Origin of the sequence: Pseudoxanthomonas sp. z9, assembly GCF_006542425.1 — a bacterium.
Taxonomy (GTDB): domain Bacteria; phylum Pseudomonadota; class Gammaproteobacteria; order Xanthomonadales; family Xanthomonadaceae; genus Pseudoxanthomonas_A.
This window is the reverse complement of the sequence record NZ_VFID01000011.1, coordinates 58,809-77,570: the sequence shown is the minus strand read 5'-3', so window position 1 is coordinate 77,570 and position 18,762 is coordinate 58,809. Positions and strand designations below refer to the sequence as shown.

Below are 18,762 nucleotides of genomic sequence, written 5' to 3'. Positions count from 1 at the left end.
TCCATGATCGCCGGGCTGTACGCCTCGACACTTGTGCTTTTTTCGACATTCGATCGAATGCCGCCCCGTTTCCCTTTCTTTTTTAGCGGCTGGAAGTACGCTGTCAATTAACTTTGAAAATGGACAAGTACTTGATAAGGATAAGCATCACATTGGTAGTGGTTGCAGCGTCAGTCCTCTCGCTTGTTTCATGCGATTTCGAAACCGGGTCCAGCGCCAATTCTCACGACGCCGATCTGGGCAAGAAACTATTCAACGATCGCCGCCTGAGCGCGGCGCACGACGTCAGTTGTGCGAGCTGCCATCGCGCCGATTTGCATTTTTCAGATGGCCGTACCGTCTCCATAGGCAGCAAGGGGAAATCCGGAACACGCAATTCACCCAGCCTGCTGGATTCGAGCCGTGCGCTCGCGTTTTTCTGGGACGGGCGGGAGACGTCTCTCGAACATGTCGTGCTTCAGCCCTTCACCAATCCGGTCGAGATGGGATTGGCCGACATGGACCAGTTGGCCGATCGCCTGGCCTCGCGGCCGGAGTATTCGGAACTCCTGCTCCGCCAGGGCAGCTCGCTGCGGGTGGACAAGGTCCGCCTCGCCGCCGTCATCTCGGCCTACCTCGGATCGCTGCCGGCAGCCGATGGTCCGGGCTTTCGACACCTGAGTGGACAAGCCGTTCTCGACGATGACGCGCTTGCTGGACTGGCGCTGTTCAACGGCAAGGCCGAATGCGGGACCTGCCACGTTTTCACGCGCGGAAACAACACGCTGACGGACAACCAATCACATCACACGGGCATCGGTTTCGAGCGGGTGGCGGGACGGATCGCACCCGCCATCGCCCGTCTGGATGAAGCGCTTGCCACCCGCACACTGGGACACGCCATCCTTTCGGACTGGCACGTTTCCGAACTCGGGAAGTTCACGTCCAGCCGCAGGGTGGAAGATCTGGGCGCTTTCAGGACGCCATCCCTCCGGAATGTCGCCAGGACCGCGCCCTATATGCATGACGGGAGCGTTCCAACGCTGGAGGAAGCGCTGGAACGCGAGATCTACTACCGGAACCTGTCCCGCGGCACGCCGATCCAGCTGACCGTGGAAGAGAAGCGCGCGCTTCTGGCCTTCCTGCATTCGCTCAGTGACACGAACACGCCCTAGGGGCGCGATGCTTCTTGGGGCATCTCGGTCAGATCGAACTCCTGCTGGGCCGCCAGTTTTCCATCCAGACGAATCTCGACCAAGTAGCGTCCTGCCGACCAGCTTTTCGCGTCGTCCAGATCCAGCTTCATGGTCTCGGCGTCCTTGTCGGAGCGTTCGGTCCTCTTTTCCATGACCTGCCCGGTCGCCAGGGCGAAGACCTTTGCTTCCACGGTGCTGTTCTTCGCGCTCCGTGAAGTCCGGATGCCCAGTACGAGTGGCTGCCCGGGTCGCAGTGCGGCGCGGGAAGCATCCGGCTCTTTCCCCTTGGCGGCGATGATGACTTCCTCGATGACGAGCGGCGTTCCGTCATCGGACCTGGCTTCGCCTTGCGGAGAAGCTCCCGGCGAACAGGCCGTCATGGTCAGCGCGGCCATCAGGACACCGCAGGACAGTTTCAGGCGCGTGCGTGCTTCCATACGAAATGCATTCCAAGTGGATGAAGGAACCCCGCATGGTATTTGCACTGTCCCGCTCATCCCATCCTTCAAGGCACGGATCGCATTCAAAGTTAGATGTGGAATGCAAAGCGGCCGATGCGGCCCATCATGTCCGAGGCTGCTTGGAAGGGACGATCCGACCATTCCTGGCAGGTCGCCGCGCGAGGCGCGATCCAGGATGGCCAGCGACGCATCGTGATGCGCGCCGCCGACTTCGCGGGCAGCGGATAAGATGATTGGAACCACGGTCTGTGCATAGGGCGCCTGGGGCGCCCGCCGATACGTCACCGGCTTTGGTTCGGCCAGCAGCCCGCCCCGTCCTGGCCGCCTTGTCCCGTGGCGGACTTGTCTGCCGTGCCCGGGACCCCCATTCCCTCCCCAGTCACCTTTTCCGGCCGCCCCATGCCCGAACTGCCCGAAGTCGAAACCACCCGCCGGGGCCTGGCCCCGCATCTGGAAGGACGGCGCATTCGCGAGGTGACGCTGCGCCGGCCGGATCTGCGCTGGCCGATTCCGCCGGAGATCGCGCGCGACCTGCCCGGCCAGCGCATCGCCGAGGTACGCCGACGGGCCAAGTACCTGCTGATGGACGTGGACGGCGGCAGCGCGCTGCTGCATCTGGGCATGTCCGGCAGCCTGCGGGTGCTGCCGGTGGATACGCCGGTGCGCGCGCATGATCATGTCGACATCGCGGTGGAGGGGCCGCGCGGACAGGCGCGGGTGCTGCGCTTCAATGACCCGCGACGCTTCGGTTGCCTGCTGTGGCAGCCGGCCGGGGAAGTCCATCCCCTCCTGCAGGGGCTGGGACCGGAACCGCTGTCGGACGCGTTCGACGGCGACTACCTGTTCGAACTCAGCCGCGGGCGCAAGGCGCCGGTGAAGACCTTCCTGATGGACCAGGGCGTGGTGGTCGGGGTGGGCAACATCTACGCGGCCGAGAGCCTGTTCCTGGCCGGCATCTCGCCGCTGCGCGCCGCCGGCAAGGTCTCGCGCGAGCGCTACGTGGCCCTGGCCGACGCGGTCAAGCGGATCCTCGGTTACGCCATCACCCGTGGGGGGACCACCCTGCGCGACTTCATCAGCCCGGACGGGGCGCCCGGCTACTTCGAGCAGGAACTGTCGGCCTACGGGCGCGGGGGCGAGCCGTGCCCGCGCTGCCGGCGGCCGATGAAGGAAGCCAGCATCGGCCAGCGCACGACCGTGTGGTGCGGCCACTGCCAGAAGTGACAGGGACCTTCTCCCGAATGCCTTTATTCACATTTGGGGCTATATTCGCCGCCTGACTTGTGGGGAAAGCACATGGCGGACGCTTCAGACATCACCCTCTGGCTGGATTCGGCCCGCAACGGCGATCGCGCCGCGCTGGATCGGGTGCTGGCCACGCTCTACCAGGAACTGCACACCATGGCCCGCCGCCAGCTGTCGGGCCAGCACGGCTATACCCTGGACGCGACCGCGCTGGTCCATGAGTCCTACCTCAAGCTGATCGGTTCCACCGGCACGGCCAAGTTCGAGGACCGCGCGCATTTCTTCGCCTATGCCGCCTCCTCCATGCGCAGCGTGGTGGTGGACTACGCGCGCAGCCGACTGGCGCGCAAGCGCGGCGGCGACCTCAAGCGGGTCGCGGACATTCCCGAGGAAGTCGAAGGCAACCTGAAACTCGACGAGGACCTGCTGGCGCTGAACGCCGCTCTGGACCAGCTGGCACAGGCGGACGAACGCCTGGCCAAGGTGGTGGAACTGCGCTACTTCGCCGGCCTGTCGGAACTGGAAATCGCCGAGCTCCTGCAGCGCTCCGAACGCAGCATCCGTCGCGACTGGCAGAAGGCGCGGATGTTCCTGCTGTCGTCGATGCAGGAACCCTGATCGCGGCGGTCCATCGTGGACGTCGAACGCTGGAAACAGCTTTCCCCCCTGCTGGATGTCCTGCTGGAACTGGCGCCGGACGCGCGCGCGCACCGGATGGACGCGATTCGCGCCGAGGATCCGGAGCTGGCGATCGAGCTGGAGAAACTGCTCGCGCTGGAGGATGAGAGCGAGGGCTTCATGGAAGCCCCGTTGCTGGAAAAACCCCAGAGCGGACTCCAGCCCGGCATGCTCATCGGCCCCTACCGGCTGGAAGACGTGCTCGGCGAAGGCGGCATGGGCATGGTCTGGCTGGCCTCGCGCGCCGATGGCCTGTATCAGCGCCGGGTCGCGCTGAAACTGCTGCGTCCGGGCCTGGCCGATCCCAACCTGCGCCTGCGCTTCACCCGCGAACGCGAAATCCTGGCGCGGCTGGAGCATCCCAACATCGCCCGCCTGCTCGACGCCGGGGTGAGCCAGGGCAGCCAGCCCTATCTGGCGCTGGAGTACGTCGAAGGCATTCCGCTGACCGAGTACTGCCAGGTCAACGCGCTGTCCATCGACGATCGCCTGCGCCTGTTCCTGCAGGTCTGCGAGGCGGTCAGCCACGCCCACGCCAACCTGATCGTCCATCGCGATCTCAAGCCTTCCAACATCCTGGTCTCGCCGGACCGCAACGTGCGCCTGCTCGACTTCGGCATCGCCAAGCTGCTGGACGAAAGCGAGCCCGCGCCGGTGAACGCGCGCACCGAGGTCCGCGCCTTCACCCTGCACTACGCCGCGCCCGAACAGATCCGCGGCGAACCGGTCACCACCATGACCGACGTGTATTCGCTGGGCGTGGTGCTGTACGAACTGCTGGCCGGCACCAAGCCCTACCGGTTGCGCCGGCAGAGCGACGCCGAATGGGAAGAGGCGATCCTGGCGGTGGAACCGCTCAAGCCTTCGGTGGCCGCGCAGCGCACCACCGGCGGCGGGCGCACCGAATGCCCGAACGCGCGCCGCCACGGCCGCCAGCTGTCCGGCGATCTGGACAACATCGCGCTGAAGGCGTTGGCCAAGTCGCCGGAACAACGCTATCCGTCGGTGGAAGCGCTGGCGCTGGACTTGCGCCGACACATGGACGGACGGCCAGTGCACGCACGGCCGCAGAGCCTGGGCTATCGCGCGCGCAAATACATTTCCCGCCACCGCTGGGCGCTGGCCGCCGGCAGCGTGACCGCGTTGATCCTGATCGCCGCGCTCGGCGCCAGCCTGTGGCAGAGCCAGCAGGCGGTGCGCGAAGCGGCGCGCGCGCAGGCGATGCAGAACTTCGTGATCGGCCTGTTCGACAACGCCGGCAGCGCGCAGCGCGGCAACACCTTCGACGCGCGCGAACTGCTGGTGGCCGGCGAACGACGGGGCGAGCGCGAACTGGCGCGGCAACCGCTGGCGCATGCCGAACTGCTGGGCGTGATCGCGCGCCTGCGCATCGGCCTGGGCGACTACCGCGAGGCACTGACCCTGCTGGATCGGCAGCAACGCCTGCTGCACGGCAGCGACGCGCCCGCGCTGACCCTGGAAAGCACCACCCAGCGAGGCCGCGTGCTGGCGCTGCTGGGACGGCCGCGCGACTGCATCGACGCGATGATCCGGCTGGAACCGGACATCGGTCGCCTGCAGATCCAGTTGCCACAGCAGGCCGCCGATTTCCTGTCGCAGGACGGGCGTTGCCGGCGCGCGGTCGCCGATCGCCAGACCGCGCGCCAGTTGTTCCTGCGCTCGCAGCTGATCCGACGCGGCCTGCGCGATCAGACCGGGGTCGCCGAAAGCCTGTACGACCTGGCCGGACTGGAAAGCGACATGGGCAACGCCGATGGCGCGATCCGCGGCTTCAACGCCGCGCTCGTGCACCTGCGCCAGTACGATGGCCAGCGCCATCCGCTGGCGGTCGACATCGAGCGCAGTCTCGCCAGCCTCTACCGGATCCGCGGCGATTCGCAGACCGCGCTGATGCACTACCGGCGCGCGCTCGCGCTGGCCCGCAACATCCACGGCGATCGCCATCCGGCGACCCTGGCGGTGCGCCGGCAGATGGGCGCGGTGCAGGTGGATCTGGGGCATTTCACCGAAGCCAACGCGCAGATGCGCCAGCTGCACGAGCAGACGATCAGCGCGCTGGGACCGGCCCATCGCGAAACCGGATCCAGCTGGAACTCATTGGGCATCATCGCCTGGGAGCTGGGCGACACCGATGCCGCCATCGCCGACATCGAACGCGCGGTGCGGGTCTGGCGCAGCCCGGACAGCCGCCAGCAACTGCCCGGCGGGCTCTACAACTACGGCATGGTGCTGCACAGCGCCGGCCGCGAGGACGAGGCCCTGGCCGCGTTGCAGGAAGCGCGTGGACTGCGCGCCGAACTGTTCGGCGCCAGCCATGCGCTGGTCGGCGAAACCGATCGCCTGATCGGCGAGGTGCTGGCCTCGCGCGGGGATCTGGCCGCGGCCAGCGAGTATTTCGATCGCGCCGAGAAACTGACCCGCATCGGTTACGGCACCGAACATCCGCGCACGCTGTTCGCCGAACTGTCGCTGGCCCGCCAGCTGGGCCGCACCGGCCAGGTCGGCGAAGCGCTGCGCCGGATGGACGCATTGGCGGTGCGCAAAGGCGAAGGCAGCGAAATCCCGAAACTGCGCTGGAGCGCGCGCGGCTACGCCGCCGAACTGCGCTGCGAACAGGATCAACGCGAGCGCGGCCGCCGGGATCTGGACGCGCTGCTGGCCGAGCTGCGCACCGCGCAGCCGGATGGTGGTGTCATTCCGCGGGAGATTGCGCGGATTCGGGCGCGGTGCATTTGATGCTTGGGATGGCGCTTCGCTCCTGTTGAAGGGGGCAGAGGGGTGCTTCGTTTTGGCACCAAGAGCAAATCCCCCGTCGCCTTCGGCGCCCGCCCCCTTTTGCAAAGGGGGCTATCAGGAAGCTTCAGCGCCCGGAAACCGGCTCTTCCTCCCCCTTTGAAAAAGGGGGATTGAGGGGGATTTGCTTTTCCGCGCCAAGAGCAAATCCCCCGTCGCCTTCGGCGCCCGCCCCCTTTTCGCTTTCAACAGCCGCATGGCTGGTCAAGGGGGCTACCAGGAGACTCCGACGCTCGGAAACCCGCTGTTCCTCCCCCTTTGAAAAAGGGGGGTTGAGGGGGATTTGCTTTTTGGCTTTTCCAGGCCAAAGCCCCCTACAAGGGCAACGGCGCCTGCATCGGCTCAATCCGGCTTTCACCGCGCGCGATGCGCTTGAACTCGGCGCGGCTGACCGAGACGTAGCGGTCGTTGCCGCCGATTTCCACCTGCGGGCCGTCCTGCACCGCGCGGCCTTCCTCGTCCACGCGCACGGTCATGATCGCCTTCTTGCCGGTGTGGCAGATGGTCTTGATCTCGGCGATCTCGTCGGCCCAGGCAAGCAGGTACTGGCTGCCTTCGAACAGTTCGCCGCGGAAGTCGGTGCGCAGGCCATAGCACAGTACCGGGATGCGCAGCGCATCCACCACTTCGCTGAGCTGCCATACCTGCGGCTTGGTCAGGAACTGCGCCTCGTCGACCAGCACGCAGTCGAGCTTGCCGTGCTCGGCGAGGTCCGCGCGGATCAGCTTTTCCAGATCGGTGTCGTGGACGAAGGCGGTGCCGCTGGCCTTCAGGCCGATGCGCGAGGCGACCACGCCGGTGCCGGCGCGGTCGTCCAGGCGCGGGGTCAGGATCAGCACGCGCATGCCCCGCTCCCGGTAGTTGTGGGCGGATTGCAGCAACGTGGTGGTCTTCCCGGCGTTCATCGCCGAGTAGTAGAAGTAGAGCTTGGCCATGCGCGGATTCTACTGCCGCGCATGGCCGGCCCGTCAGGGATTGACGGGCGCGGGCTCGTCGGGCACGTCCGGTTCCGGGGCGTCGATCTGCGGGGTGGTTTCCGGCACGCGCGAGCTGGGGGCCGGCGGCAGTTCCTCGACCTGTTCCACCTCGCCCACCGAAACCCGGCCGATGCGCGGTTTCGCCCAGACCTGGTCGGTATAGGCCCAGTACTTCTTGGCGTCCCAGTAGCGTGGGTCGTAGAACTTGCTGCCGTCGATGGTCTGCTCGCCGCCGGGACCGGGCACGATGATCTGCACGTTGCCGGCGAAGCCGGTGCGGCTGCCGGTGAGCTGCGTGCGACCACGGCGCAGCTGGGTTTCATAGCGCGGCTTGGCGGCCGCGTCGCCGAAGCGGGCGTAGATTTCCTGGCCTTCGCTGACGGCGCGTGCACGCTCGGCCTCGGTCAGGGCGCTCCAGTAACGTTCGCGCAGGCCAAGGAAGCCGGCATAGCCGCGTTCGGCGGCCAGATCCATCCAGGCGTAGGCCAGCGCCTTGTCCTGCGGCGCGCCCTGGCCGTTCCACAGCATCTCCGCGACCATGCCCTGCGATGGCTTGTCGGCGTAGAAGCTGGCGCGGCGGAAGAACCGCATCGCGTCCTCGTACTTGTTGGCCTTGAACGCCTCCATGCCCAGCAACCGGTACTTCATGTCCGGATGGTGGGTCAGGAAGCCGGCGGTGATCATCAAGGGATCGGCCGTCGGATCCGGTGGCGCAGCCGGCTTCTTGTCCGCCGCCATGACGGTGGATATCGGCAGCAGCATGGCCAGCAGCCAGAGTCGTTTGTGAATCATCCTGATAATTTCCCTTGAATCCGGTGTCCGAATCCTAGAAGGAATGCCCGCCACTGTCTCTCCTACTGATGGCACGGTCGCGCGGGCGGATGGCGCCTTCCGGCGCTATTCCCGGATCAACTCCAGCCAGGACACCCGCCCGTAGTGCGGCGCCATGCCCTGCAGGTTCAGGGACACGCAACCGGTCGCGCCGGACGCGCCGCCGACGCAGGCCAGCGACGGGTTGCTCCCCTGCACCAGGTCGCCCACCAGGATGCCCGGGTCGGACACCATGCCCAGGCCCAGATCGATCGATCCCGCCGGTGTGTCCCCGACATTGTCCCTTTCGTCGAAGCGGCCGTCGCCGTCGACATCGAAGAACGGATGGGAGGTGGCGCCGCCGGTGAAGACATCGATCGCGTTGAGGTATCCGCGTCCCGTCCCGCCGCAACCGCCGCCTTCCGGGATCATGCTGGACGCCAACAAGGTCCGGCCACCGACTACCTGCTGCGTTTCACCGACCATGCGTTCGCCCTCGGCATGCGTGCCCGGCGTCTGCAGGTCGACCACCCAGCCGCGCTTGCCGACCATGTCGTTCGCCGACGCCTTGCCGAAGGCGCGCACGGGCTTGCCCCCGACGATGCCGTTGGCATTGATTTGCCTGGCGCGCAGTTGCGACCGACCCACCAGGCCACCCCGGTCCTCCACGCCATACCAGCTTTGCGTCGACACGTCGGCGGCATCCTCCGCGCTGAGGTAACTCCCGGTGCCGAAGAACACCCAGGGCCGGTGGGTCGCGGGATGCAGCGCGACCCCGACCCCGCCGGTGACCGGCTGCCGCCGCCCGCTCGCGCCCGTGGCGATGAAGATCCGGCTGGCCCGCCAGTCGCCCGCGCTGCCCGCCAGATCGAATCGCCACACGTTGCCGCGCAGGTCGCCGGCATACGCGGTGTCGGCCCGGCCATCGCCATCGCGATCCAGTACCGTCAAGGCGGAAAGCCCATTGCGGGTTTCATTGCCCGCCACGATCTTGCCGATCCGCTCACCGGTCTCCGCATCGAGCACGTACAGGGCCGCCCGGCCACTGGGGCTGTTGATGCCATTGGGTACCAGCGCCACGGTCCGGGACGTCCCTCCTTGCCCGGCGATGCGGTGGATCTGCGGACGCCCCAGTACCATGCCCATGTCCTGGTCGCCCGCATACTCCCATCCGGCCGGCGCGCTGGACGGATTGGCCAGATTCAGCGAAACCGCGTACACGCCGCGCCCGCCACGTCCCAGCGTGCCGATCACGGTGACCTCGTCGCCGTGGATGCGTCCGGCCACCAACGGACCGTCGACGTAGTAGCGATGCCGGTACTTGTCGGCTTCGGCGAGATATCTCAACGATGCCATGTCCAGCAGGCCGGGCACGTAGGCGAATATCTCCTTGCCGGTGGCGGCATCGAACGCATGCAGCATGCCGTCGTTGGCGCCGACGAAGACCGCTTCGGCATTGGCGGTCTTCACGTGCAGGGGCGAGCTGTGCACGATGTCGCCCAGCAACCCGGTCCGTACGCGCAGGCCCTTGCCTTCGCGACTGCGGTCGCCCCGGATCCAGGTCGCAACCCGCGCGCTGAGCGCATTGCCCTGTGCGAGGGTTGGAAAATGCCTCAACGCATGACGGCCACCTTGCCCGGGGTCCCCGGTCGTGAATACCTTGCGCTCATACCAAATCGGAAGCGCTTGCGCGGACGCGCTCCAGATCGGTGTTCCCGAGATGCCGCCGGCGGTCACCGGATAGGCCTTGAGATCACCAGTCCAGAGCTTCGAGGTGAAGCTGGCCACATAAGTGCGGCTTCCCGCCGTCAACTCGGCGCCATTGAAACTGATGCTGCTGGCCGAGCTGTTGCGTTCCTCCACCTCGTCCAGGATCTCGGTGAATCCTTTCACCAGATCCTGCGGGCGTTCGGCGCTGACGAACAGGCCGCGACTGTTGACGGTCGCATGGAACAGGTCATCCACCCGATGCGTCAAGTCGGCTCCGTGCGGATCGATCCAGGACTTCTGTCCGGACTTGAGCAGGTCCAGATCATCGGCGCTGAGGTAGCCGCGATTGGCGACGGAAATGGCCGACACCACCATGTGCTGCCAGAACGCCGGATCGGCGTCGGACGTGGGGACGGTATTGGGCAGATCCGGGCGCAGGTCGTTTTTCCAGTAGTGCATGACCAGATCGGCCAGGGTATTGGCATGCCCGTCGGAATAGGGCGGACCGGGCTGGTACCGGTAACGCCGGTCGTCGGGCCCGTGGATATCCTCGCCGGGTGTGCCGTCGATGTTGCCGACCGGCCGGTAGTGCAGCGGAGGCTTTTCCCAGAAGCCGTTGCTCGCCACGATCACGTGGCTCTGCCGGCAGGCGGCCTGCTGCGACAGGTTGCCCGGTCCCCACGGCCCGTCGGCATCGCTGCGGGAGAAATAGTCGCCGACATTCTGCAGCGCGGTATGCAACACCGTCATCGTCTGCGTGGCCCGCTCGCCATACATCCGGTCAAACCAGGCGCTGCGGTTGGACGACACGCCGGGCTTGTCGCGGAAGCGTCCGCCATCCGAACTCACCGGGATCGGCAGTTCGATCCCCTTGATGCCGGTGGCGAGGTTCATGTAGCCGACGCGGTAATCCCCCGGCAGTTGGCTGAACGCCTCGCCCGCCGCGGCCTTGCCGACCTTCATCCGGCTGCGGTGATAGCCGTACCAGTTGGCGTAGTTCCTCCATTCCTCGGCCAGGGAGCGCCGGATCGTGCGTCCGTCCTCGGTTGTCCAGGAGAAGTCCGATACCAACTCGCACTTGCCCTGTTCCATCCAGGAATAGGTCGTTTGCTTCCAGACGCCGTCATGGCCCATTTCCGCCGTCGTGCAGCGGTACGCCTTGTCCGCGTTGACCAGCCGGTAGAGCGTGTACTGGAGCAGGTCGCTGATGTTGTCGCCATCGTGCTTGAACACGTAGAACGGCCGCCCGAGCAGTCCGTATTCCTTCGGCGTCAACTGGTTCGGATCATGCGGGTCCCAGTCATACAGCGAACCGCGCGGGCTTTCGGCGATCCTGCCGAGGGTCCGGTCGTACGCGGGCACCGCCAGATCCAGATCCGTGTAGGTGTTCGCCGGATCCATGTCCGGGTAGCGGCTGCCATCCGGACGCACCCAGGGCCGGTAGGTCACCCGTGGATCATAGTGGAGCAGATTGTATTTATAGGAAGCATCCAGGCTCTCACCCCTCATGACATGGAATCTGCCTTTCCTGTCCTTGTACGTCATGATCTGGCTCCGGCCCCACCATGTGTGCTTGTAATCCACAAGCCGTGTCGTGGGCAGCGAGTTGTTCAGCAGCAACATGATGTTCGGCGCCACGGCCGAACCGGACACCAGCGGGTTGGCCGGAATCGGGACATCGTCGATCGCGGCCCGTACCGGCGCGCACAGCAACGTGATCAGGAAGGCGGCGGTTCCCGCGAAAACGCGGGAGTCGCACCGGGAACGCAAACAAGGGGTTCTTGGTCTCATCGCAGCCGGCTACGGTGAAGTGGAAGAAGGCGCGGGGACATGCACCACTGATCGCAGCGTCACGGCTGCTCGGTCGGTTGCTTCGTAGCGGGCCTCGACCTGGTAGGCCTCGACCAGGCACAGCGGGTCCTTGATGCCGCCGCTGGCGCCCAGGACGCTTGAGCAACCGTGGATGGCTTCGGCGCGGCCGCGATGCACGACCAGATAGCGGACGTTGTCCGATTTGGGTACGGCGAGCGTGTTCTTGTCCAGCGGGCTGGCCGTGCGTGCGGTTTCCTTGAACAAGGCGGTGATCTGTTGTTCCGACAGCACGCTCTGCAGTTTTCCGCAGAGGCCGTTGGCGCATTTACCCGCGGCCGGTGGCGTCGATGACGACCGTGCCAGCGCCTCGCCTTCGCGCAGGGCCGCCTCGGTGGCCTGGAAGGCCAGGCCGCGATCGAACAGGTTGGCGGTCATGCGCTCTTCCAGGTTGCCGATGCGCAGGCTGGCCAACGCCAGCAGGGTCATCACCAGCAGCAGCACCAGCACGACCAGCAGGGTGTTGCCCCGCTGGCGCGTGCGTGGGTCGTGGAGACAAGGACGGAATGCGGCGCTCATGGATTGCGGTTCCGCAGGCTGACGACATGCACGATGCGGCGGCCGATTTCGTTGCCGGCGCCGCCGCCCGGCGAGGCTTCCAGTTCCAGCGCGATGCGCACCGCGCGCACCGCCTTCCACTCCGTGCCGACCTGGGCGGCGGATACGTATTGGGTCTTGCCGGGCAGCAGGTAGCTCAGCGTCAGCGTGCGTACGCCGTCGATGACTTCCGCCCTGTCGTCGCCGGAGCCGAAGCCCGACGCCACGCGATACAGCGACCGACCGCCACGCGCGTTGGCGCCGACCTCCCAGCGGATCGCGGCGACCGGGGCCAGGAAGGCCGGGCGGCGCGCGGGGTCGAGGAGAGGTCGCGTCGCGTCGCAATTGCCACCGGGCGACGCGTTGCAGGGCGCCTCCCTATAGGAGACGGTGTTCCCCTTGACCCCGGTCGCGGTCAGCAGATAACCGGTGTTGCTGTCGCAGGCCAGCAGTTCGTCCGCCTTCTTGAACCGGGGCGAGTCGGCATGACGCAGTTCGTTGAAGATATGCGTCACGATGGGGACGGCTCCCGCCGTGGCCGAGCGCAGTTCGATGACATCACCGAAGCCGTTGCTCCTTCCCCGAAGGCCATCACCCCAGAGGCCCAATCCCCCCGTGCCCGCCCACCGGATCAGCGGCATCTTTTCCGGCGAGGCGGCCGCGGCCGCCGTACTCGGGTCGACGGGCGTCCGGCAGGCGGTGCCATCCGCGGCACGGAGGTCGCGCGCCATCAATTCGAATCCGGCGCGGGCGTTTTCCTGGATGCGCGACAGCGCCTCGGTGCTGTCGTAGACGGCGCGATTGCTGGTGAACAGGCCGATTGCGGCCAGCACGACCAGCAAGCCGAGCACGACGGCAATCATGAGTTCGATCAGCGACAGGCCCGCCATCGACGTGGGCGGCGTCGCGATGGTCCGGCGCCGACGGGCCCACATGCGCGGCAGGGACGGGAACGCACCGGCGCTCATGGGCGACTCTTGATGGTGAGCGTGTTGCCCGACTGGCCGACGGGCAGGCGCGATTCGTCCCATTCCACCGTGATCGCGCATTCGCCGCTCTTGGGATTGCAGGCGACGGTGCCGCAGGCGCCTTCCCCCAGATCGTTCCGCAGCGCCGTCACCCATTCGCGCAGATCGTTCTCGGCCAGCGTGCCGGCGGCGCCGGCACTGGCGTTGCAGGTACGCTGCAACTGGTAGGCGGCCAGGAACGTCGCGCGTGCGGAAGAGGAAGTCAGCGCTTCCGGCGGCATCGCCGCGCGGATCGCATCGAGCATGCCGTAACTCTCGATGATGGCCTGGGAGCGCATCGCCGATACCTGGTTGGCCTTCAGCGCCACGCTCTGGGTGGCGGCCACGCCGAGCAGGCCGATGCCGAGCACCAGCACCGCGACCAGCACTTCAAGCAATCCGGCGCCTGTCGTCTTGTGGCGCGCGGGCGGGCGCGTTTCCGCGTGCTTGCGTTGATGGACCCTCATGCGCACCTCAACCCGGCGTCGTGTCGGGGAAAGGACAAGCACCGCCGCCGTTGGCATCCTTCACGTCCACGCGTCCGCTGGGATGCAGCACCACGTCGCGGATGTTGTTGGCGGGCCGGGAGGTGGGAATGCAGACCCGCAGCGTAATCGGGCTGGGCAACGACGGCGCGGATCCGCTCGCCGGCCGGCCATCCGCGCGGTAGGCGACCCTGAGGTTCCAGCTGGTCTTGTTGAAAGCCGCCCCGGGCATGAATTCGACGGGCGCGTTGAATGGCGTGAACGCCAACGATCGACTGCCGCTTTCCCCCTCGGGTTGGGCGAGCAACAAGCCACGCCATCTGCGCTCGCAGCATCGGCATTGGGCGCCGTCGGCGGAATCGCAGATCATCACCTTCCGGTTCTGGCGGATGGCCTCGACGCGGGCGGTCTGCAAGGTGGCGATCACCTGGTTGCTGGCCGCGCCCAGGCGGTTCTGGTTGCTCAGGGTCTCGAAGGACGGGAGCGCGATCGCGAGCAGGACCGCCAGCACCGCGACGGTCACCGCCAGTTCGATCAGCGTGAAGCCCGCCGCGTTGCGCGCCACATCGGGACACACGCCACTCCGTCGCTTCAAAGCCATTGCGCTCTCCACCGTGTAGCCCCTCACGGGAACGATTCCCCTGCATCAGGCGCCATGCCTTGAACCTTCCCGGCACGCACCCACGGACCGGGAATGGAATCGCCAACGCGATGGGAGGGCCATCGGAGGATTCCGAAAGGCGCGCAAACGCGGCGATGGTCACGCGGTGGACGATGCGTTGCCGGCAGTTTCAGCGTTGCCGGGACGCAGGAGGGCGTCGGTCGCGTGACCCGTCGCGGTGCGCATGCGCAGGCCCGGGCTTCGTTGGCTGGATCTTCGTCCCGTCAGTCCGCCGGTGACGGGCATTCGCCGTTGCCGCTGGAGGTCGTCACTTCGACCCGGCCACTGGCGCGGATCGTCACGTCGCGGATGTTGTCGCGCGGGCGCGTCGTCGGCATGCACAGGCGCATGCGGCCGGAAGACAGGAACTGCGGGCGGGTCCGCATCCGGCCGTCGGCGTCGTATCCCGTCCAGCCCGTCGCGGCCTGATTGAGTTGCAGGACGACACGGCCATCCATCCGGATCGCGGCCACGACCTCGATCCCGTCGCCCTCCGGTCGATAGGCCATCCAGCCGGCCGGAGACGGCGCGTCAGCCGAACAGTGCTCGCCATCGGCACTGCGGCAGAGGTCCACCCGCGTGTGATGGGTGACGGCTTCCAGGCGCGCCGCATTCAGGAAGGCGAGCATCTCGTTGCTGGCGTTCGCCAGGCGATTGCCGTTGACCAGGTTTTCAAGCGACGGCATCGCCATCGCGCCGAGGAGGGCGAGCAATGCGGTCGTCATCATCAGTTCGATGAGGCTGAAGCCTCCCGCGCACTTGCGTGCGCCATGCCGTGTGGGCCGGTGCATCCGTTGACTCCGTGGTATCGATTCGAGCCGTCACGGCGCGATCCCCGGATACGAACAAGAGTGCGTCACATGACAATGGGAGGAGACCACGGCGGTCGGTGCGAGCCCATCGGAATCGTCCGAAAGCGCGCGAACCGGGATGACGGTCTAATGGGCGGCGGCGGAACGGGCGTGGTGCGACCGCCGTTGCCCCGCCGATGCGGGACCGGATGTCAATGTGAAAATTTTCTGTTTCGAGCCGTTCCGGACCCCGATGCGAGGCGGCCTTGGCCCTACAATAGCGCCCCCATGCAAGGCCTCAACCCTCCCCAACGCGCCGCGGTCCAGCACGTGCACGGACCGCTGCTGGTGCTCGCCGGCGCCGGCAGCGGCAAGACGCGCGTGATCATCGAGAAGATCGCGCACCTGATCACCTCGGGCCGGATGCCGGCCAAGCGCATCGCCGCGATCACCTTCACCAACAAGTCCGCCAAGGAAATGCGCGAGCGCCTGGGCAAGCGGCTCAAGAGCGACGTGACCGACGGCCTGACCGTGTGCACGTTCCACGCGCTGGGGTTGAAGTTCCTGCAGATCGAGCACGCGGCGGCCGGCCTGAAGCGCGGCTTCTCGATCTTCGACGCCGACGACGCGGCCGCGCAGATCAAGGATCTGATGACCGGCGCCAAGCCCGACGCCATCGACGCGGCCAGGAACCTGGTCTCGCGCGCCAAGAACGCCGGCCTGTCGCCCGAGGAGGCGATGGCGGCCGCGCGCAGTGCGCGCGAGCAGGAGGCGGCCAGCCTGTACGCGCGCTACCAGGCGCGCCTGTCGACCTTCAACGCGGTGGACTTCGACGATCTGATCCGCCTGCCGGTGCAGATCCTGGAAGGCAACGAGGAGATCGCCAAGGCCTGGCGCGAGCGCATCGGCTACCTGCTGGTGGACGAGTGCCAGGACACCAACGACGCCCAGTACCGCCTGCTGAAGCAGCTGGCCGGCCCGCGCGGCGATTTCACCTGCGTGGGTGACGACGACCAGAGCATCTACGCCTGGCGTGGCGCCAATCCGGACAATCTGCTGGAGATGGCCAAGGACTATCCCAAGCTGGAGATCATCAAGCTGGAGCAGAACTACCGCTGCTCCAACCGGGTGCTGCGCGCGGCCAACACGCTGATCGCCAACAACCCGCACGAACACCTGAAGAAGTTGTGGAGCGACCAGCCCGACGGCGAACGCATCCGGGTGTGGGAGTGCCGCGACAGCGAGCACGAAGCGGAGAAGGTGGCCGCGGAGATTTCGTTCCTGCACACGGCCCGCGAAGCGCCGTGGAGCGATTTCTGCATCCTGTTCCGCGGCAACCACCAGTCGCGCGTGCTGGAAAAGGCGCTGCAATTGCTGCGCGTGCCCTACCACCTGACCGGCGGTACCGCGTTCCTGGAGCGCCAGGAAGTGAAGGACGCGCTGTCGTGGCTGCGGTTGGTCGCCAATCCGGATGACGACACCGCGTTCCTGCGCGCGGTGCAGTCGCCCAAGCGTGAAGTGGGCACCACCTCGCTGGCCAAGCTGGCGGAGATGGCCCAGCACGCGAGCATGCCGATGTCGCGTGCGGCCGAGTCGATGACCGTGCTGAAGGCGTTGCCGGCGCGCGCGGCCAACGGCCTGAGCGCGTTCAACGACGTGATCCGGGATCTGCGCGATCACACCAAGACGCTGTCGGCCAAGGATCTGCTACTGCGGCTGATCGAGCGCTCCGGCCTGCTGGCCGATCTGCGCGCGCAGAGCAAGGATCAGGCCGGCTTCGAACGCCGGCGCGCCAACCTGGACGAGCTGGCGGACTGGTTCGACGGCGGGCCGCGCGGCGGCAACGTCGGCGATCTGGCCGCGCAGCTGGCGCTGCTGTCGCGCAACGACAAGGACGACGGCGGCAACCAGGTGCGGCTGATGAGCCTGCACGCGGCCAAGGGCCTGGAGTTCCGCTACGTCTTCATCGTCGGCTGCGAGGACGGCACCCTGCCGCACGAGATCAGCGTGGAAGAAGGCAACCTGGCCGAGGAACGCCGCCTGATGTACGTGGGCATCACCCGCGCCAAACAGGCGCTGTGGCTGAGCCACAGCCGCGAGACCCGCCGCTTCGGCGAACGCATCCGGCTGATGCCGAGCCGCTTCCTGGACGAACTGCCCGCCGCCGAACTGCAACGCGACGGCGCGGATCCGGTGGCCGATGCCGAGCGCAAGAAGGAGCGTGCGAGCGCGGGGCTGGCGGCGATTCAGGCGCTGCTGGACGGGTAGGCGGGCTTGCGTCCTTGAGCCGCTGTTTGGCGGTTGTTTTGGGGTTCGCGCGAAAGAGCAAATCCCCCGTCGCCTGCGGCGCCCGCCCCCTTTTTCAAAGGGGGCTATCAGGAGACTCCGGCGCCCGGAACCCGCTGTTCCTCCCCCTTTGCAAAAGGGGGATTGAGGGGGATTTTGCTTTTAGCGCACAGCAAGACACAAGGTGGACGCCGCCCCGTCCGTCTCGCTAGGCTGCGCGCAGGCTCTTCGCAGGTGTCGCCATGACCCGCTCCAGTCCCGTCTGGTTGCCGATCGGATTCGCCATCGCGCTGATCGGTATCGGCTTCAAGTATTGGCAATTGCCCGCCGATCAGGCGGTGCTGCCGGCCGCGCTGTATACGCCCGGGCTGGCCGCGGTGGCGGTGGTGGCGATGCTGCTGCGCGCGTTCGGGACCGGGCGTTTCCTGCGCGTGTGGCTGTGGGCGGCGCTGGCGGTGCCGACGGCGGTGGTGCTGCGCCATCTGCTGGCAGACGATGCGGCGATGGTGCCGTGGCCACGGGAACTGTGGATCGCCATGATGCTCGGCCTGGGCGCCTCCCTGATCGGCACCGTCATCGGCAGCCTGCTGTTGTTGCGCAGCAGCCGGCGCCCGCGATGAGCGGACTGGCCGGCGTGTTCCGGCTGCTGGCCGGCTACAACCGCTGGATGAACGAGCGGTTGTACGCGCTGGCTGCCGAGATGCCGGAAGTGGAGGTCATGGCGGATCGCGGTGCGTTCTTCGGATCGATCTTCGGCACGCTGAGCCATCTGGTGGTCGCCGACACGATCTGGCTGAAGCGTTTCCGCCAGCATGCCTCGGGATCGGAAACCCTGGCGCCGATGGATGCGCTGGAACTCCCTCGTGCGCTGGATGCGCGGCCCTGCGCCGATCTGCCCGCGCTGCGCGCGCGGCGCGAATGGCTGGACGGGATCATCCTCGCCTGGGTGGACACGCTCGACGTGGCGACGCTGGCGGTGCCGCTGGAATACCTGAACCTGCGCGGCGATGCGTTCCGGCGTCCGCTGGACGGGACGCTGCTGCATTTCTTCAACCATCAGACCCATCATCGCGGGCAGATCACGACCTTGTTCGCGCAGATGGGAGTGGAGGTGGGGGTGACGGATCTGTTCGTGCGGGTGACGGATCTGTCTGAATCCGCTTTGCCTCCCCCTTTGAAAAAGGGGGACTGAGGGGGATTTGGCTTCTGCGCGAAGAGCAAATCCCCCGTCGCCTGCGGCGCCTGCCCCCTTTTTC

Annotated in this window: 17 protein-coding genes; 8 read left to right on the top strand and 9 right to left on the bottom strand. The window is 66.8% G+C overall.

Annotated elements, in window-relative coordinates; genetic code table 11:
* The first annotated feature begins 119 nt into the window (after positions 1–119).
* The gene (locus FG323_RS12560; RefSeq protein ID WP_141455024.1) at positions 120–1,154 is read left to right on the top strand and encodes a cytochrome c peroxidase; all 1,035 of its coding nucleotides are present in this window, start codon (positions 120–122) and stop codon (positions 1,152–1,154) included.
* Here the strand turns inward: FG323_RS12560 and FG323_RS12555 are convergent.
* Positions 1,151–1,612, bottom strand: a complete 462-nt coding sequence (locus FG323_RS12555; RefSeq protein WP_141455023.1) for a hypothetical protein — start codon at positions 1,610–1,612, stop codon at positions 1,151–1,153. The genes FG323_RS12560 and FG323_RS12555 overlap by 4 nt on opposite strands.
* 129 nt (positions 1,613–1,741) lie before the next feature.
* Here FG323_RS12555 and FG323_RS19870 point away from each other — a divergent pair, with 129 nt between their 5' ends.
* The 4 genes from FG323_RS19870 to FG323_RS12540 all read left to right on the top strand — a co-directional run bounded on the left by FG323_RS19870 (position 1,742) and on the right by FG323_RS12540 (position 6,316).
* A complete protein-coding gene (locus FG323_RS19870) occupies positions 1,742–1,864 on the top strand; it encodes a hypothetical protein (RefSeq protein ID WP_255470168.1) in 123 nt (40 codons plus the stop codon).
* 171 nt (positions 1,865–2,035) lie between these two features.
* Entirely contained in the window at positions 2,036–2,860 is an 825-nt protein-coding gene (gene mutM, locus FG323_RS12550) for a bifunctional DNA-formamidopyrimidine glycosylase/DNA-(apurinic or apyrimidinic site) lyase (RefSeq protein ID WP_141455022.1), read from the top strand.
* A 72-nt stretch (positions 2,861–2,932) separates the two neighbouring features.
* Positions 2,933–3,499, top strand: coding sequence for an ECF-type sigma factor (locus tag FG323_RS12545; RefSeq protein WP_141455021.1), 567 nt, complete (start codon positions 2,933–2,935; stop codon positions 3,497–3,499).
* Positions 3,500–3,514: 15 nt separating this feature from the next.
* Positions 3,515–6,316, top strand: coding sequence for a serine/threonine-protein kinase (locus tag FG323_RS12540; RefSeq protein ID WP_141455020.1), 2,802 nt, complete (start codon positions 3,515–3,517; stop codon positions 6,314–6,316).
* 371 nt (positions 6,317–6,687) lie between these two features.
* On the opposite strand, the gene FG323_RS12535 is transcribed toward FG323_RS12540, so the two are convergent.
* The 8 genes from FG323_RS12535 to FG323_RS12500 all read right to left on the bottom strand — a co-directional run bounded on the left by FG323_RS12535 (position 6,688) and on the right by FG323_RS12500 (position 15,220).
* A complete protein-coding gene (locus FG323_RS12535; RefSeq protein ID WP_141455019.1) occupies positions 6,688–7,308 on the bottom strand; it encodes a thymidine kinase in 621 nt (206 codons plus the stop codon).
* A gap of 33 nt (positions 7,309–7,341) precedes the next feature.
* Positions 7,342–8,142, bottom strand: coding sequence for a sel1 repeat family protein (locus FG323_RS12530; RefSeq protein ID WP_141455018.1), 801 nt, complete (start codon positions 8,140–8,142; stop codon positions 7,342–7,344).
* Between the two features lie 105 nt (positions 8,143–8,247).
* A complete protein-coding gene (locus FG323_RS12525) occupies positions 8,248–11,319 on the bottom strand; it encodes a PilC/PilY family type IV pilus protein (RefSeq protein WP_141455017.1) in 3,072 nt (1,023 codons plus the stop codon).
* Positions 11,320–11,670: 351 nt separating this feature from the next.
* Positions 11,671–12,258 carry a PilX N-terminal domain-containing pilus assembly protein gene (locus tag FG323_RS12520; protein ID WP_141455016.1) on the bottom strand — a complete coding sequence of 196 codons (588 nt, stop codon included), beginning with the start codon at positions 12,256–12,258 and terminating at the stop codon, positions 11,671–11,673.
* Positions 12,255–13,244 carry a hypothetical protein gene (locus tag FG323_RS12515; RefSeq protein WP_141455015.1) on the bottom strand — a complete coding sequence of 330 codons (990 nt, stop codon included), beginning with the start codon at positions 13,242–13,244 and terminating at the stop codon, positions 12,255–12,257. The genes FG323_RS12520 and FG323_RS12515 overlap by 4 nt, the downstream gene beginning before the upstream one ends.
* Positions 13,241–13,750 (bottom strand): type IV pilus modification protein PilV, encoded by a 510-nt coding sequence (gene pilV, locus FG323_RS12510; RefSeq protein ID WP_181444207.1) that lies wholly within the window; start codon positions 13,748–13,750, stop codon positions 13,241–13,243. Before pilV ends, FG323_RS12515 begins: the two co-directional genes overlap by 4 nt.
* A gap of 7 nt (positions 13,751–13,757) precedes the next feature.
* A complete protein-coding gene (locus FG323_RS12505) occupies positions 13,758–14,345 on the bottom strand; it encodes a GspH/FimT family pseudopilin (RefSeq protein ID WP_181444206.1) in 588 nt (195 codons plus the stop codon).
* A 308-nt stretch (positions 14,346–14,653) separates the two neighbouring features.
* Entirely contained in the window at positions 14,654–15,220 is a 567-nt protein-coding gene (locus tag FG323_RS12500) for a GspH/FimT family pseudopilin (protein WP_141455288.1), read from the bottom strand.
* Positions 15,221–15,508: 288 nt separating this feature from the next.
* Here FG323_RS12500 and FG323_RS12495 point away from each other — a divergent pair, with 288 nt between their 5' ends.
* The 3 genes from FG323_RS12495 to FG323_RS12485 all read left to right on the top strand — a co-directional run bounded on the left by FG323_RS12495 (position 15,509) and on the right by FG323_RS12485 (position 18,698).
* The gene (locus tag FG323_RS12495; protein WP_141455013.1) at positions 15,509–17,488 is read left to right on the top strand and encodes a UvrD-helicase domain-containing protein; all 1,980 of its coding nucleotides are present in this window, start codon (positions 15,509–15,511) and stop codon (positions 17,486–17,488) included.
* A gap of 260 nt (positions 17,489–17,748) precedes the next feature.
* Positions 17,749–18,126 carry a hypothetical protein gene (locus FG323_RS12490; RefSeq protein WP_141455012.1) on the top strand — a complete coding sequence of 126 codons (378 nt, stop codon included), beginning with the start codon at positions 17,749–17,751 and terminating at the stop codon, positions 18,124–18,126.
* Complete coding sequence (locus FG323_RS12485; RefSeq protein ID WP_141455011.1) at positions 18,123–18,698, top strand: DinB family protein; 576 nt, start codon at positions 18,123–18,125, stop codon at positions 18,696–18,698. The genes FG323_RS12490 and FG323_RS12485 overlap by 4 nt, the downstream gene beginning before the upstream one ends.
* Positions 18,699–18,762: the final 64 nt, after the last annotated feature.